This is a genomic window from Microcystis sp. CS-574 (assembly GCF_028329095.1).
GTDB lineage: Bacteria > Cyanobacteriota > Cyanobacteriia > Cyanobacteriales > Microcystaceae > Microcystis > Microcystis ichthyoblabe_A.
Genome location: NZ_JAQMSY010000162.1, coordinates 34,970 through 49,812, shown reverse-complemented (window position 1 = coordinate 49,812; position 14,843 = coordinate 34,970). Strand labels below are relative to the sequence as shown.

The following is a 14,843-nucleotide window of genomic DNA, read 5'->3' as shown; positions in this document are numbered from 1 at the left end:
TCAAGGGTTGCGCTTGCTTTGGTTTAACCTGAGCGACTTAGTTTTTGCTGCGCTTTTTTTCTGGCTTGAGATTTTAGGTTCGACAGCAACTCCTTGATTGTTTTTTGAGTTACCCCTTGACAATCAAGACAGTCGCTACAATAATTGCTTATATTAATTTCTGATTAATTGCCAATTCATTGCCGACACAAGAGTTAAAGCGATAACAATTGATTGCTGTATGTAACAATATAAGAGGAGTTTATCTCAGGAGTTCCACAGTGATTAAAGAGCTAGACCGTATTACTGTTGATCCACAAATATGTCTTGGACAGCCAACGATTCGAGGAATGCGTATCACTGTGGGATTTGTTCTGAAACTGTTGGCTAGTCAGTTATCTATTCAGGAAGTCTTAGAGGCTTATCCAGAGTTAGAGGAGGAAGATATTCGTCAGGCTCTTAATTATGCAGCTTGGGCCGTATCCGATTATATCGTTAGCTTCACTTCGGCATGATTTCTTATTCCGAGGCTCTGCCTTGGAACACCATATCTAAGGCTCTACCTTAAACCAGTATTCAGGTAGAAACTGAAGGGATCGTTCCTCGGTAGAATATGGGAACGGGATAAAATTGTCAAATCCATATCTTCTCGTGCATCGATTGAAATATAGTTATTAATTAATATCCATCTCACAACAATTTAAATCATGAAAGGTATTCAGTATATTGTCGATGAAACAGGAGAAAAAACAGCAGTTGTTATCGATCTAAAAGAATGGGGTCAACTGTGGAATGAGTTTTATCAAAATTTACTCGATCGCTCTCCCGTAAACGAAGACTGGATAAATCGATCGCCTTTTCGAGAAAAATTAGATTAAGCTCTGGCATGGAATGCTAATCATCCACCGCAGTTATCAAATCTAGAATTACTAGAGAGCAAACTCTAAAATCATGAGTGAGGTTTTACTTGATTTATCAATAATAATCTAGAGAACTTTTAGAGAAACTACAAATGCTAGAAATTACCAAAAACTATGTATTAGACAAAGATCAAAAGCCGATTGCTGTTCAGATTCCCATTGCTGTATTTGAAAAAATCGAAGAAATCCTTGAGGATTACGGACTGGTAAAACTCATCGAAGAAGTTGAAAATGATCAAATCCTAGACAAAGAAAAAGCCTGGCAATACTGCCCGCATATACTGTAAAATCTATTTTATAGAAGTCTATAAAGAAATTGGCTAAATTACAATATAAATGCCTTATTTAAATCCCAATGCGACAATCCCACCAGCTAAATTAACCCAGTATTTGCTAGTTTTACAACCCAAAGATGATAAATCAGGCTTTCTGGCACAAGCGGGATATAATTTAGACAACTGGCAGGTATTGGAACAAGATTTAAGACGTATTCTTCTCAACGAGGCCACCTTAAATAAACAAACAAAGTTCGGTGATATTTATGAAATTAAAGGACTTTTACAAGGGGTGAACGGGATAAACTTACGAGTCTCTACCTATTGGATTATCGACTCACTTACGAAAGAAACAAGATTTGTGACTTTATTACCAGATTAAAAGAGTTAGACTATGAAATTTGATATGTTTTCCGAAGTTCAATTAACCGAAGATTTGCCAGAATCTAATTTGTCTTGTGGCACTCACGCGATTATCGTGGATTATTGTCCTAGACCCGAAGGCCAAGAGGATGGCTATGTTTTAGAAGTGTTAAATAATCAGGGAAAAGCCTATACAGTTATCGCTGTAGAAGTTTCCAAGATTAAATCAATTCAAAATCTTAAACAGGATGAATTTCAAATTATATAATTCTGTTATTCTTCGCTGTGATTTTCTAGAAAACTGAGGTTCAAGAAGCTTAACCCACCATCCTTTTTTTGTGTATGTCCCCAGGGATGACGACTGTTTTCAGTTTGTTACTCTCAAGCGCCAATGAAATATTTACCGTCCGCTCTTTGGTGAAAGTTAGATAAGTTAAAATCAAAGAGAATATCCCTATCGCTACAATCTCAACTATCAATGAATCTCCTGAAAGATAGTAAAAAAATTCGTTTTGTTGACCTCTTTTGTGGTTTGGGAGGGTTTCGAGTCGCAATTGAACAAGTTTGTCGCCAAAAAAACTTAGAATCTGATTGTGTTTTTTCCTGTGATATAGATAAAGATGCTCAGGCAATTTATCACGCTAATTTTGGCGACCAACCCCGGGGAGATATTACCGAAATCGCTGCCCTAGATATTCCCAATCACGATATTTTAATGGCAGGATTTCCCTGTCAACCCTTTAGTATTTGTGGTAATTTAAAGGGATTTGAAGATACCAGAGGCACGCTATTTTTTGAGATTGCTCGCATTTTAAAAGCCAAACAACCCGCAGCATTTATTCTGGAAAATGTCAAGCAATTGCAGGGACATCAACAGGGAAAAACCTTGCAAGTTATTCTCGATACTTTACAAGATTTAGATTACTATACCGATTATCGGGTTTTGAATGCTCTTAATTTTGGTTTACCGCAAAAACGGGAAAGGATTTTTATCGTTGGTTTCCGAGAAACTAGGGGTTTTATCTGGCCAAAACCAGCTTTATCTAGAACAAGTTTAACAGAAATCTTAGAGGAAAATGTTTCGGATTTTTATTATGCTTCCGAAAAAATTCAAAAAAGTCGCCTGCTGAAAAGAGAGGGAAAAAAACCTTATAGTGAACCGACTATCTGGCACGAAAATAAAGGAGGAAATGTCAGCGCTTATCCCTATTCCTGTGCCTTGCGAGCAGGAGCATCCTATAATTATTTGTTAGTGGATGGGAAAAGACGCTTAACAGCAAGAGAAATGCTCCGTTTACAAGGTTTTCCCGATGATTATCAAATTGTCGGCAGTTATCAAACTATGCGAAAATTAACCGGTAATAGTGTAGCGATTTCCTGCGTAGCTGCTGTGGTTAATTCTGTAATCGAGTCTTGGTTAGATATTGAGTAAGCATCAACTAATTCATTCTCGTTCAATCGACACCTTAGTTAAGTTTATTTTTGACTTAGGAGTTTTAGATAGTGGTAATTATTCAAGACGCTTTTAATTCCCTATATAGACAGTAAAATACTAGGAGATTATAGCCTGTTTAAGTCCTAATTTATGTCTCTAAAATTAGCTGACCCATTGCCTTGAGAATTTGGAGCAGATTAATTGCTGATTCAGGATACATTAAATTAAGTTCTGGCATTATTTGATAAGTGGGGTTAGTTTCTTGTCTGAGATAGACGAACATATATTGTAAGCCATTAGTTGCTAATCCCCAAACTGAGGGTTGTCTTTCTAAGCTATTGTAGGCATAAGTCAATAATTGAGGTAATCCCTGACGCACTTCGATTCCACTCTCTTTAGCTTCAATGACTAAAATCCAAAAAGGGATATCATTGACAGTTGCTATCGAATTATTCACCGTGACAATATCAAACCATCCGCTAATAGTTTTATCTTCATCCACAAGGATAATATTATCAATCCCTTCTTCAACCCTAATCTTAATCGGATAACGATAAAAACCCGCTAACCGCAATAGGGGAAATAGGGTTAAAACTTTAACTTGTCCTTCTGATGCTTTATCTTCCATCAAATAGGGTCGAAAATCGTTGCGGATTTGAACAAGTTCTAATTTTTCTGCCTCGCTGACGGTTTCCAATGTTAAAAGCTCTGTAAATGAAACATCTTCAAGCTTTTCTTGGAAATTAAGATGACGTTGAACATCCGCAAGGGTTAGTTTACTCGTTTTGAGGGTAAGCATTGATTGAGCAAGCAGTACATCGCTGTTCCCATGATAGCGGAAAATAGGTTTCTCGGCTGTTCTTGCTAACAAAATAAGCCAAGACAGAAACACAAATTTAACAATAAAGTTGCTGGGTGGGGTGCGGATTGTTAATGTTGGTTTTTTAAAAGAATTGGTCGCCTTCTAACGCACTTTACACTCGTCGGCCTTTTTTGGGACTGTTAACCCCTATCTCTATAGGTGAGTTAGCAATGGGTAACTAGAATAATAAAGGAGAACCATTGCCGAAAAACGAGAACGCTATGCCAGAAGAAACTATTTGGATTATCACCGCAGAAGATACCCCCGTCACCCCCGATAAAGATGCCAAAGGAAACGACACCTATGACAATCCCTGGGACACGAGGAAAATTATCACCGAAGCTGCGACTCGCGGCGTAAAAGTGAGCATAGAGAAGTTAGAGACAGAACTTTCCCATTTTCTCCAGCTTATCGGCAAAGTCTTCAATCAAGCACAGAAACAGGTCAACGAGCAAACCGGTTTTAAACTCGATGAAGTAGAGCTTTGCGTAGAGATTACCGGGGAGGGTGAGGTAAAATTATTAGGGACGGGGATTAAGACCGGCACCAAAGGCGGATTAACCTTAAAATTCAAGCGAGACGAGAAAAACACACCGACCGCAGACTAATGGCGAACTGGGGATTATTTATCGGGATAAATCAATATAAGCGCTTGAAACCGCTCAAATGTGCCAAGCAGGACGCGGTAGAGATGGCGCGTTATTGTCGTGACGAGATTAATTTTGAGGAAGTTTTCCTGTTTACCGATGAGTCTGACCCAATAACCGCGCCGAATGGTTCCCAACAGGAGACGAAACCGACGTACACAAATCTAATGGCTTTCCTGCACGACTTTTTCGAGTCGCAACGCTTAGAAACCGGCGATAATTTCTGGTTTTTCTTCAGTGGCCACGGATTACGCCATCAGGGACAGGATTATCTCGTTCCCAGCGAGGGACACCCAACCTTAATCGAACAGACGACCATTTCCCTCAATTACGTTACCCAACGTTTACGGAGATGCGGTGCAGATAATATCATTCTCTTTCTCGATACCTGTCGCAACGAGAACGATTTTAGCAATAAATCCGTAGGCTGGCAAAAGCAACAGGGAGTGATAACCATCGCTTCCTGTAGTCCGACGGAGGAATCCTACGAAATTCCCGAACTACAACAGGGTTCCTTTACCTATTCACTTCTAGAGGCTTTACGAATCCAAGGAGAAAATAACTGCGCTACGGTAGAAAGACTCTGTAATCGTCTCCGCGAAAGGATTCCAGAAATCAACCGACAACACAACAAACCCCCGCAAACCCTCCATTCTATTGTCGAACCGCATTATAAAAATCATCTGATTCTGTTACCGAAACAGGCAAAGACTCCCGATATAGAGTTATTGCGAGTGGAAGCTTTAGAGTTGGAAGTGGAGGGAAAGCTAGAGGAAGCGCGACAGTTGATGAGACGAGTTCTGGCTTTGGATACAACCAGACCTAAATACTGGCAAGATTACGACAGAATTAATCGAAAATTAGCACAACAACCCGTCCCACCGTCCCCTAAAACGGAACCGATAAATGGCGAGTCGGCGAAAACGATAACAGAAACCCCGAAACCCGCACCACCCCCAGAAATCGAACTAAAAAGCGAGAAAGGAATCGATTACAGGAAGCTACGGGATTTGCTGAAACAACAGCAATGGAAAGAAGCGGACGAGGAAACCGCAACAGTGATGCTACAGGCTGCCAACCGAACAAAAGAGGGATGGTTACGGGTAGAAGATATCGATAATTTTCCCTGCGAGGATTTGCGAACCATTGACCAATTATGGGTTAAATATAGTGGCGGTCGCTTTGGTTTTTCCGTGCAGGCGAAAATCTACCGCGAACTCGGTGGGACGCGGGAGTATAATGAAAGAGTTTGGAACGCTTTCGGAGATAGAGTAGGCTGGCGAGTGAATAATATCTGGATATACTACAAAGATGTTACTTTTGACCTAAAAGCACCCCAGGGACACCTCCCGCTAATATTTTCTCGAGGTTGGTTGTGGTATTTTTGGCGAGGTTGTGGGTCTCTTCTCTCGCGTCGAGACTTGTAAAATGTAACATATAAAGGTTACAGCCAATTTTTAAGAATCACATATAACATGAAAGTTAGAGATGTAATTAGATTACTAGAACAAGATGGATGGTATTTATCGAGAACAAGGGGAAGCCACCGACAATTCAAACATTCTCTGAAATCAGGTTTAGTTACTGTTCCGGGTAAGCTGTCCGATGATTTAGCGATTAAGACTTTACGGAGTATTTTCAAACAAGCTCAATTGAATAAATATCTAGAAGAAGGAGACAATAACTAATGCGTTACGCGATTATTATCGAAAAAGCTGAAAATAACTATTCCGCTTATGTTCCCGATTTACCCGGTTGTGTTACTACCGGTAAAACCCTAGAGGAAATCACAGAAAATATGAAAGAAGCAATTCAATTTCATCTGGATGGTTTACAAGAGGAAGGTCTGCCAATTCCGCAACCAGCCACCTATTGCGAGTATATTGAAGCGTAACCGATCACCTGCATCCTGTCCGCGACTTTTATCTGTTAACATGGAACTGTAAACATATTACTAATGCTCAAATTCAGAAAAAACTTCTCAATATATGCGCGGATTTCGGCTACAAATTACCGCTAATCTGTACACCTTATGAGTTAATGGGAGAATGAGCTATGTGGGAAGATGAAATACTCGAAGAAATTCATAAGATTAGAGAAGAACACGCCAAGTCTTTCAACTACGATATAAAAGCGATTTGCGCCGATTGGAGGGAGAGACAAGCGAAAAGTGGTAGAAAATTAGTTCGGTTAAATACCGCCCAAAACATGACAAAAAATAGCGAAAATGATACTATTGAGAGAACCAAATGCTAGAAATTAACAAAAGCTATGTATTAGACAAAGATCAAAAGCCGATTGCCGTTCAAATTCCCATTGCTGAATTTGAAAAAATCGAAGAAATCCTAGAGGATTACGGACTAGGAAAACTCATCGAAGAAGTTGAAAATGATCAAATCCTAGACAAAGAAAAAGCCTTACAATATTTAGAATTGCTTAAAAATAAAAATGTAGAAGGTTGAATATAACAAGAGATTTTTAAAAGAATTAACCTCTTTGCCAAAGCACATACAATCTCGTATTGAGTTGATCGTATTTTCCGAGTTAGAAACTGACAATCCTTTTGAATTAGGCTATCTCGATAAAATGAAAGGACATAAAGATAAATATAAAATTAGAGTTGCAGATTATAGGATTGGCCTGACTATTGATAAACCCAATCAAACCATCATCTGTCAACGGGTCGCACATCGTAGAGAAATTTACAAAACTTTTCCTTGATAGAAAAATACCGCTATCTTTATCTGTCAATTGCTTTCTAATCATTTTAATCGATGAACAGGGAAATTGGAACTTTGAATTATGAAAAAATCACCTTCGGAAATGACTAACGCAGAACTCCGTCAGTATCTTTCGGAACATCGAAACGAAGAAGCTATTTTTAGTGAAGCACTAGAAGTATTATTAAGCCGAAAAAAAGACGGGTTTAACTATCCCGCACCTCAAACGATGTCCTATAAAGAAATAGAAACGATTTTCAAGGAAAAATTAAATCAAATAATTGAGGAATAGAAATCGTGCGTTATGCGATTATTATCGAAAAATTGCGATCGCCGATTTTGTAGGGTGCTTTAACGTAGTGTAACGCACCGCTAACTTTAATCATCGTGGGTTATCAATCAAGATAGATTATGATCTGAAATAGCAAACAGTACAAACCCTTGAATTTCCCATGACATTGACAACTGAGGATACTCAAGACAACCAACAACAGATCACTGAGTTACGAGAATTAAAAAAGTAACTTGAGCAATTTAACTAAAAATTCGATAACTATCAAAAAGCTACACAATGGGTAGTTCAGTTAGCATTTAGCTTAATTGCAGCCGCTACTGTAACTGTGATTGTCTCAACTGTGCTAGGTAATACTAAATCCGTTGAGTATAGGCTACATATCAGGATAGGCAAGAGGAGGAATAAATAATCAGTCTTTAATAACCGGATTTAGTAAGTACCTAAGCAAAATTAATTATGCAAGAACTCTAGTAATCAGTGGACATCTTCAATAATTAAGATTTTAGCTTGGTTGAGAGTTTGAACATTTGTACTAAAATTTCCAAGACGCAGTTTAAATCCCTGACAGCTTATAAACTTGAAACTTTAGCCGCTTAAATCGCACCATTGAGGGGAAATCCCCCTTAACTAGGTACGGTAAGCCCCTAGGAGCCGACGAACTGGTCAATCTAGAATAATCTCTAGAGTATAAAAGTAATCTCTTATAGAAAATGCAGCCAACCAATCCACAACAATTTACAGAAAAAGCTTGGGAGGCAATCGTCAAAACGCCGGACATTGCCAAACAGAACAGCCAGCAACAAATCGAAAGCGAACATCTAATGAAAGCCCTTCTTGAACAGGAGGGATTAGCGGGCAGTGTCTTTAGTAAAGCTAATATTAGTCTAGCCCGTTTGCGGGATCGAACCGATGACTTTATCCGTAGTCAACCGAAAATCTCTAACCCCGGCGACTCGATTTATTTAGGTCGTAGTTTAGATAGTTTACTCGATCGAGCGGAAAATTATCGCCGAGAATTTGGAGATGACTTTATCTCGATCGAGCATTTAATTTTAGGTTACGCTAAAGATGATCGCTTCGGGAAAAATATTTTTCAAGAATTCGGACTTACCGAAAACAAACTCAAAGAAATTATTCAACAAGTCAGAGGTAGTCAAAAAGTGACCGATCAGAATCCAGAAGGCAAATACGAAGCCCTAGAAAAATACGGACGGGATCTAACCCAATTGGCACGGGAAGGTAAATTAGACCCAGTAATTGGACGAGATGACGAAATCCGTCGCACCATTCAGATCCTCTCGCGTCGGACTAAAAATAACCCGGTTTTAATCGGGGAACCGGGAGTAGGAAAAACCGCCATTGTCGAAGGATTAGCCCAGCGGATTATTAACCGCGATGTGCCAGAATCTCTTTTAGATCGGGCTCTCATTTCTCTCGATTTAGGCGGCTTAATTGCGGGAGCAAAATATCGCGGAGAGTTTGAGGAAAGATTAAAAGCTGTCCTCAAGGAAGTCACCGATTCCCAAGGCAATATCATCATGTTTATTGACGAAATTCATACCGTTGTCGGTGCGGGAGCCACTCAAGGGGCAATGGATGCGGGCAATTTATTAAAACCAATGTTAGCCCGGGGTGAATTGCGTTGTATTGGGGCCACTACCCTCGATGAATACCGCAAATATATCGAAAAAGATGCGGCGTTAGAAAGACGCTTCCAAGAGGTTTTAGTAGATGAACCAAATGTGGTCGATACTATTTCGATTCTTCGCGGTCTTAAAGAACGTTATGAGGTGCATCATGGCGTAAAAATTGCTGATAATGCTTTAGTGGCAGCGGCACTGCTTTCTAATCGTTATATTAGCGATCGCTTTTTGCCCGATAAGGCCATTGATTTAGTTGATGAAGCAGCGGCCAAATTGAAAATGGAAATCACTTCTAAACCGGAAGAACTCGATGAAATTGATCGCAAAATTCTCCAGTTAGAAATGGAAAGACTTTCCCTACAACGGGAGTACGATCCAGCTTCGCGAGAACGGTTAGAAAAGTTAGAAAAAGAACTGGCTAACCTCAAGGAAGAACAATCGGGATTAAATGCCCAATGGCAAGGAGAAAAAGAGATTATCGATAGAGTTCGTGGAGTTAAAGAAGCGATCGAACAAGTTAATCTAGAAATTCAACAGGCCGAACGAGATTATGACTATAATCGTGCCGCCGAATTAAAGTTCGGAAAATTAACCGATCTGCAGCGGCAAATGTCCGCCCTAGAAACCCAATTGGCCGACAAACAAACCACTGGTAAAAGTTTATTAAGGGAAGAAGTTCTCGAATCGGATATCGCCGAAATTATCTCGAAATGGACGGGAATTCCTCTCAATAAATTAATCGAATCGGAAAAAGAAAAACTCCTCAATCTGGAAGACGAATTACACGAAAGTGTCATCGGTCAAGAAGAAGCGGTCACAGCCGTAGCCGAAGCGATTCAACGTTCCCGCGCTGGTTTATCAGATCCCAACCGTCCCACGGCCAGCTTTATTTTTCTCGGTCCGACGGGTGTTGGTAAGACAGAATTAGCGAAAGCTCTAGCACGCAATCTCTTTGACACGGAAGAGGCTCTAGTTCGCATCGATATGTCGGAATACATGGAAAAACACAGCGTTTCCCGTCTCATGGGTGCGCCTCCGGGATACGTCGGCTACGATGAAGGAGGCCAATTAACCGAGGCAATCCGGCGTCGTCCCTACTCTGTCATCCTCTTTGATGAGATTGAAAAAGCCCATCCCGACGTTTTTAACGTTATGTTACAAATCCTTGACGATGGGCGCTTAACCGACTCTCAAGGTCATCTGGTTGATTTCAAAAATACCATCATTATTATGACCAGTAATATCGGTTCTCAATACATTTTAGACGTGGCTGGTGATGAGTCTCGTTACGAGGAAATGCAGGCACGAGTGATGGAAGCAATGCGGAATAGTTTCCGTCCCGAATTTCTCAATCGTATCGATGAAACGATCATTTTCCATAGTTTACAAAAAGCGCAACTGCGATCGATTGTCAAACTACAGACAGCCAATCTCAGCGACCGCTTGATGGAACAAAAATTAGCCCTGAAACTTGCCGATATTGCCCTCGATTATCTAGCAGAAATTGGTTACGATCCAGTGTACGGTGCGCGACCCCTAAAACGGGCAGTACAAAGATATGTGGAAACTCCGATCGCTAAGGCAATTCTGCGCGGCGAATTTAAAGGGGGAGACACGATTTTTGTCGATGTGGCCGATGAAAGATTGACCTTTAAACGGTTAGCTTCCCCGGTAGTAACTGCTTAATTAAGTAGGGTTGGCTGAAAATTACTAGAAGCCTTACTAGAAAACGGTTTTGGGACTTTTTTAGTCAAAAAAGTCCCAGAGACAAACGTTGAGAAATCGAGGGGACTTTTTCAGCAAACCCTAGATCGTGATATTGGCCTCTTTCAGTTTACAGGCAGCGATCATGGCTTCAGCCCTACCGCGTTTCCTCAAGGGAACATCGACCCATGCAGTGAATTTATTGGCCGCATTCCAAAGACTTTGGCCGTGACGAATTAATACAAGTTTTGACATGGGTTTTCTTGGGAAGTGGGGAGATGGGGAAGTGGGGTGTGGGGTGTGGGGAGAATAAATAGAAATAATCTCCTGTCTCCTGTCTCCTGTCTCCTGTGTCCTGACTCCTGACTCCTAGAACTTAGGGAATCCTGTGAATTTTGAGGAAATTAGTGCCTTTAGTTTTCTGCATGGGAATTCCCGCCATAATCAGGATTTTATCGCCGGATTGGGCTAGATTTTTCTGAAGCAGAATTGATTCCGTTTGCTTTAACACATCCTCAAAGACGGACACCTGATGATCAAGAAGAATCGGGATCACACCCCAGACTAGATTGAGACGGTGATAGACTCGTTTGTTGGGAGTCATGGCAATGACAGGAACCGAGGGACGTTCCTTAGAAGCCAGTAGCGAAGTGTAGCCAGAGGTGGTAAAAGTGACAATATAACGGAGATCAAGGGTTTGATCGATCGCCACTAAAGCCTCACTGAGAGCGTGAGTTTCATCGGACTGATTGGGGGGAGCATTATCAAACTTCACATCCGCTTCCACATCATGGGCGATTTTGGCCAACATAGCCACAGCTTTGACGGGAAAATCTCCCACTGCTGATTCCCCCGATAACATCACCGCATCGGTTCCATCGATAATCGCATTAGCCACATCACTAGCCTCGGCCCGAGTCGGTCGGGGATTGTTAATCATGCTTTCTAACATCTGGGTGGCAGTGATGACGGGAATAGTTTTCATGTTGCAGAGTTTGATAATGCGTTTTTGCAACATGGGGACTTTTTCGGGACTTAATTCTACCCCCAAATCGCCCCGGGCCACCATAATTCCGTCACATTCCTCGATAATTGACTCCAAATTTTCGATCGCTTGCGGTTTTTCAATTTTAGCCATCACTGGCACATCCCCATGATTTCTCTCGGCTAAAAATGCCTTAATCGCCTTGATATCTTCTCCTTTACGAACAAAACTCAGGGAAACCCAATCAACCCCCTGAGCAAGACCAAATTCTAGGTCTTGTTTGTCTTTTTCGGTCATGGAAGGTAAGCGCAAATTGAGACGGGGTAGATTAACTCCCTTGCGACTCTTGAGAATTCCTCCCTCCAATACTTGACATTTTAGATCTTTTCCGTTAATTTCAACGATTTTTAGCTCTAATAAGCCATCATCAAGGAGAATTTGCTCACCTAGCTGTGCTTCCTCGGCCAGATAGGGATAATCGATCGAAACGGTGTTCGGTTCTCCCCGATACTCATCCATGGGTACAAGGGTGAGATAGTCGCCGTCGTTGATGGTAATCGAACCATTGGGGAGATTACCGACGCGAATTTTCGGCCCTTGTAAATCTTGCAGGAGAGTGATCGGATTGTCTAATTCTTGAGAAATTTGCCGTAAAAGGCTAACAACTCTCGCATGATCTTCGTAGCTACCGTGGGAAAAGTTTAGCCGCGCTACATTCATCCCCGCACCGATCATTTCCTTGAGGACTTCTGGCGAATTACTGGCAGGGCCGATCGTGGCTACGATCTTAGTTCTATGGGTAATAATTGACATGGAACCCTTACTAATCGATCTTGGGACGATTACATGATATTCACTTTAGGTTAACTAACGGTGAAGCGAAAAACAAATTAAGCTTTTCCACAGACTTGCCATCGCTCCCGGTCCTCTCCTGAGCAGTCAGGAGTCAGCTATCAGCAGCAACCGTTGAGAGCTTTCACGGTAGGATAAACTAATAACCATCTCCGCTCGTTTAGATTTCCTTATGACCAACACATTAGACGATAAAGCCATAGTCAAGGACTATTTTAACGCCACGGGATTCGATCGCTGGCGCCGGATTTATGGGGATGGCGAAGTTAACAAAGTACAAAAAGATATTCGCATCGGTCATCAACAGACGATTGATACCGTTATCGGTTGGTTAGAAAGTGATGACAATTTGCCTAATCTCTCGATCTGTGATGCCGGTTGTGGAGTCGGTAGTCTTAGTATTCCCCTCGCTCAAGCGGGCGCAACTATTTTCGCCAGTGATATTTCTGAGAAAATGGTGACAGAAGCCAAGGAAAGAGCAGCCAAAGAGTTAGCAGATACCAGTAAACTCACCTTTGCCGTTCAAGATTTAGAAGCATTAACCGGCCAATATCACACAGTCATCTGTCTTGATGTTCTCATTCACTATCCCACAGAAGAAGCCTTAGGCATGATTAAACACTTGGGAACCCTAGCTCAATCCCGTTTAATCCTCAGTTTTGCCCCTAAAACCTGTTTATTAACCATTCTCAAGAAAATTGGTCAATTTTTCCCCGGTCCGAGTAAAACCACTCGCGCTTATCAACACAAGGAAAAAACTATTATCGCCGCTTTAAACGAAAATGGCTTTAAAATTGAACGGACGAGTATGACTAGCACTCGTTTCTATTTTTCCCGTATCCTCGAAGCTGTCCGCAGTGAATAAATAATGGCAGTCACCACCAGCAAATTAATCGAGTGGAAACAGCAAAAACGCGCGATTGTCACCCTCACAGCTTGGGATTATCCGATCGCGCGACTGCTCGATCGGGCAGGAATTGATATTATCTTGGTAGGTGATTCCTTAGCTATGACCGCTTTGGGCTATCCTACCACTTTACCGATCACCCTCGAGGCGATGATTCACCACGCGGCGGCCGTGTCTCGCGGGGTAAAACAAGCTTTAGTTGTCTGTGATTTGCCTTTTCTCAGCTATCAGGAAAGTGTCAGTCAGGCAATTCACTCCGCCGGAAGGATGTTAAAGGAAGCGGGAGTGCAAGGGGTAAAATTAGAGGGAGGTTATCCCGCTATGATCGAGACTATTAGCCGTTTAACCGAGATAGGCATCCCTGTTATGGGTCATATCGGATTAACTCCCCAGTCAGTCCATCGGTTAGGATACCGTCAGCAGGGAAAAACTCCATCGGAGGCACAAAGATTAATCGAGGAAGCTTTAGCCTTGGAGAAAGCGGGAGTATTTGCCCTGGTTTTGGAACATATTCCCGCCAATTTAGCCGCTACTATTACCGATAAATTGACTATCCCGACGATTGGTATCGGTGCGGGGGAAGATTGTGATGGTCAGGTGTTAGTAACGGCGGATATCCTAGGATTAACCGAAAAAGCTCCCCCTTTTGCCAAAGTTTATGCTAATTTAAGCGAGACAATTACAAAAGCAGTGGTAGAATTTGCCAAGTATGTGAGGAGAAATGAATAGCGGCGAAAAAGCTACCTTTGGGGCCGGCTGTTTTTGGAAAACCGAGGACGCATTTCGGCGTTTATCGGGGGTTTTTGCGACTTCTGTGGGTTATATGGGGGGACATTTTCCCAATCCTAGTTATCTCGATGTCTTATCGCGAATTACCGGTCATGCGGAAGTGGCACAAATTGAATATAATCCCCAAGAAATAAGCTACGAGGCGTTATTAGCCGTTTTTTGGTCAATCCATGATCCGACTCAGTTAAATCGCCAAGGACCGGACCGGGGAGAACAATATCGATCGATTATTTTTTATCACACCCCGGAACAAAAGTTAATCGCCACTGCTTCCAAGCGTCAACTACAACTATCGGGAAAGTTTCAGCAAGATATCGTTACTTTGATCGAACCCGCAGGAGATTATTATCTGGCCGATCAGTCCCATCAACAGTATTTGGAGAAAAAACAGGCTCGATCGGTCGAGGATTTCCAGAAGAAAATATCAAGACAGGATCGGGGTATAATGTAAAATTGCTTTCGCAGGA

20 protein-coding genes and 1 pseudogene are annotated in these 14,843 nt (G+C 41.6%); 18 read left to right on the top strand and 3 right to left on the bottom strand.

Annotation, left to right across the window (positions count from 1 at the left end; genetic code table 11):
- Positions 1-260: 260 nt before the first annotated feature.
- The 6 genes and pseudogenes from PN470_RS13065 to PN470_RS13040 all read left to right on the top strand — a co-directional run bounded on the left by PN470_RS13065 (position 261) and on the right by PN470_RS13040 (position 2,969).
- Positions 261-494 (top strand): DUF433 domain-containing protein, encoded by a 234-nt coding sequence (locus tag PN470_RS13065; RefSeq protein ID WP_016514551.1) that lies wholly within the window; start codon positions 261-263, stop codon positions 492-494.
- Positions 495-686: 192 nt separating this feature from the next.
- Positions 687-926 (top strand): annotated as a pseudogene (locus tag PN470_RS13060) (hypothetical protein).
- A gap of 65 nt (positions 927-991) precedes the next feature.
- Entirely contained in the window at positions 992-1,186 is a 195-nt protein-coding gene (locus tag PN470_RS13055; protein ID WP_016514552.1) for a hypothetical protein, read from the top strand.
- 49 nt (positions 1,187-1,235) lie between these two features.
- Complete coding sequence (locus tag PN470_RS13050; protein WP_002743275.1) at positions 1,236-1,556, top strand: DUF6883 domain-containing protein; 321 nt, start codon at positions 1,236-1,238, stop codon at positions 1,554-1,556.
- A 12-nt stretch (positions 1,557-1,568) separates the two neighbouring features.
- The gene (locus PN470_RS13045; RefSeq protein WP_103111593.1) at positions 1,569-1,805 is read left to right on the top strand and encodes a DUF4926 domain-containing protein; all 237 of its coding nucleotides are present in this window, start codon (positions 1,569-1,571) and stop codon (positions 1,803-1,805) included.
- 210 nt (positions 1,806-2,015) lie between these two features.
- Complete coding sequence (locus tag PN470_RS13040) at positions 2,016-2,969, top strand: DNA cytosine methyltransferase (protein WP_271936271.1); 954 nt, start codon at positions 2,016-2,018, stop codon at positions 2,967-2,969.
- Between the two features lie 151 nt (positions 2,970-3,120).
- Here the strand turns inward: PN470_RS13040 and PN470_RS13035 are convergent, their stop codons facing one another.
- Positions 3,121-3,771: a restriction endonuclease subunit R gene (locus PN470_RS13035; protein WP_272104647.1), complete on the bottom strand. Its 651-nt coding sequence runs from the start codon at positions 3,769-3,771 to the stop codon at positions 3,121-3,123.
- A 284-nt stretch (positions 3,772-4,055) separates the two neighbouring features.
- Here PN470_RS13035 and PN470_RS13030 point away from each other — a divergent pair, with 284 nt between their 5' ends.
- The 9 genes from PN470_RS13030 (at position 4,056) to clpB (ending at position 10,825) form a co-directional block, all read left to right on the top strand.
- Complete coding sequence (locus PN470_RS13030; protein WP_103111590.1) at positions 4,056-4,442, top strand: Pepco domain-containing protein; 387 nt, start codon at positions 4,056-4,058, stop codon at positions 4,440-4,442.
- Between the two features lie 44 nt (positions 4,443-4,486).
- Positions 4,487-5,908: a GUN4 domain-containing protein gene (locus PN470_RS13025; RefSeq protein ID WP_272104645.1), complete on the top strand. Its 1,422-nt coding sequence runs from the start codon at positions 4,487-4,489 to the stop codon at positions 5,906-5,908.
- A 48-nt stretch (positions 5,909-5,956) separates the two neighbouring features.
- Positions 5,957-6,169: a type II toxin-antitoxin system HicA family toxin gene (locus tag PN470_RS13020; RefSeq protein ID WP_002775450.1), complete on the top strand. Its 213-nt coding sequence runs from the start codon at positions 5,957-5,959 to the stop codon at positions 6,167-6,169.
- Complete coding sequence (locus PN470_RS13015; RefSeq protein ID WP_052276613.1) at positions 6,169-6,375, top strand: type II toxin-antitoxin system HicB family antitoxin; 207 nt, start codon at positions 6,169-6,171, stop codon at positions 6,373-6,375. Before PN470_RS13020 ends, PN470_RS13015 begins: the two co-directional genes overlap by 1 nt.
- Before the next feature lie 161 nt (positions 6,376-6,536).
- Positions 6,537-6,737, top strand: a complete 201-nt coding sequence (locus tag PN470_RS13010) for a hypothetical protein (protein ID WP_016516387.1) — start codon at positions 6,537-6,539, stop codon at positions 6,735-6,737.
- Positions 6,731-6,943, top strand: coding sequence for a hypothetical protein (locus tag PN470_RS13005; protein WP_002743287.1), 213 nt, complete (start codon positions 6,731-6,733; stop codon positions 6,941-6,943). Before PN470_RS13010 ends, PN470_RS13005 begins: the two co-directional genes overlap by 7 nt.
- Before the next feature lie 34 nt (positions 6,944-6,977).
- A complete protein-coding gene (locus tag PN470_RS13000; protein ID WP_190538096.1) occupies positions 6,978-7,202 on the top strand; it encodes a type II toxin-antitoxin system RelE family toxin in 225 nt (74 codons plus the stop codon).
- Positions 7,203-7,283: 81 nt separating this feature from the next.
- The gene (locus PN470_RS12995; protein ID WP_002734197.1) at positions 7,284-7,493 is read left to right on the top strand and encodes a DUF6887 family protein; all 210 of its coding nucleotides are present in this window, start codon (positions 7,284-7,286) and stop codon (positions 7,491-7,493) included.
- 713 nt (positions 7,494-8,206) lie between these two features.
- Complete coding sequence (gene clpB / locus PN470_RS12990; RefSeq protein ID WP_103111589.1) at positions 8,207-10,825, top strand: ATP-dependent chaperone ClpB; 2,619 nt, start codon at positions 8,207-8,209, stop codon at positions 10,823-10,825.
- Between the two features lie 120 nt (positions 10,826-10,945).
- On the opposite strand, the gene PN470_RS12985 is transcribed toward clpB, so the two are convergent.
- Positions 10,946-11,098: a histidine phosphatase family protein gene (locus PN470_RS12985; RefSeq protein ID WP_256094029.1), complete on the bottom strand. Its 153-nt coding sequence runs from the start codon at positions 11,096-11,098 to the stop codon at positions 10,946-10,948.
- 121 nt (positions 11,099-11,219) lie between these two features.
- Positions 11,220-12,641 carry a pyruvate kinase gene (gene pyk, locus PN470_RS12980; RefSeq protein ID WP_103111588.1) on the bottom strand — a complete coding sequence of 474 codons (1,422 nt, stop codon included), beginning with the start codon at positions 12,639-12,641 and terminating at the stop codon, positions 11,220-11,222.
- 211 nt (positions 12,642-12,852) lie between these two features.
- On the opposite strand from pyk, the gene bchM reads away from it, so the two are divergent.
- From bchM to msrA, 3 genes are read left to right on the top strand one after another with little or no spacing between them, the layout of a single operon-like run.
- A complete protein-coding gene (bchM, locus tag PN470_RS12975) occupies positions 12,853-13,545 on the top strand; it encodes a magnesium protoporphyrin IX methyltransferase (protein ID WP_103111587.1) in 693 nt (230 codons plus the stop codon).
- A gap of 3 nt (positions 13,546-13,548) precedes the next feature.
- Positions 13,549-14,316, top strand: a complete 768-nt coding sequence (panB, locus tag PN470_RS12970; protein ID WP_271936262.1) for a 3-methyl-2-oxobutanoate hydroxymethyltransferase — start codon at positions 13,549-13,551, stop codon at positions 14,314-14,316.
- A complete protein-coding gene (msrA, locus tag PN470_RS12965) occupies positions 14,309-14,827 on the top strand; it encodes a peptide-methionine (S)-S-oxide reductase MsrA (protein ID WP_103111585.1) in 519 nt (172 codons plus the stop codon). Before panB ends, msrA begins: the two co-directional genes overlap by 8 nt.
- Positions 14,828-14,843: the final 16 nt, after the last annotated feature.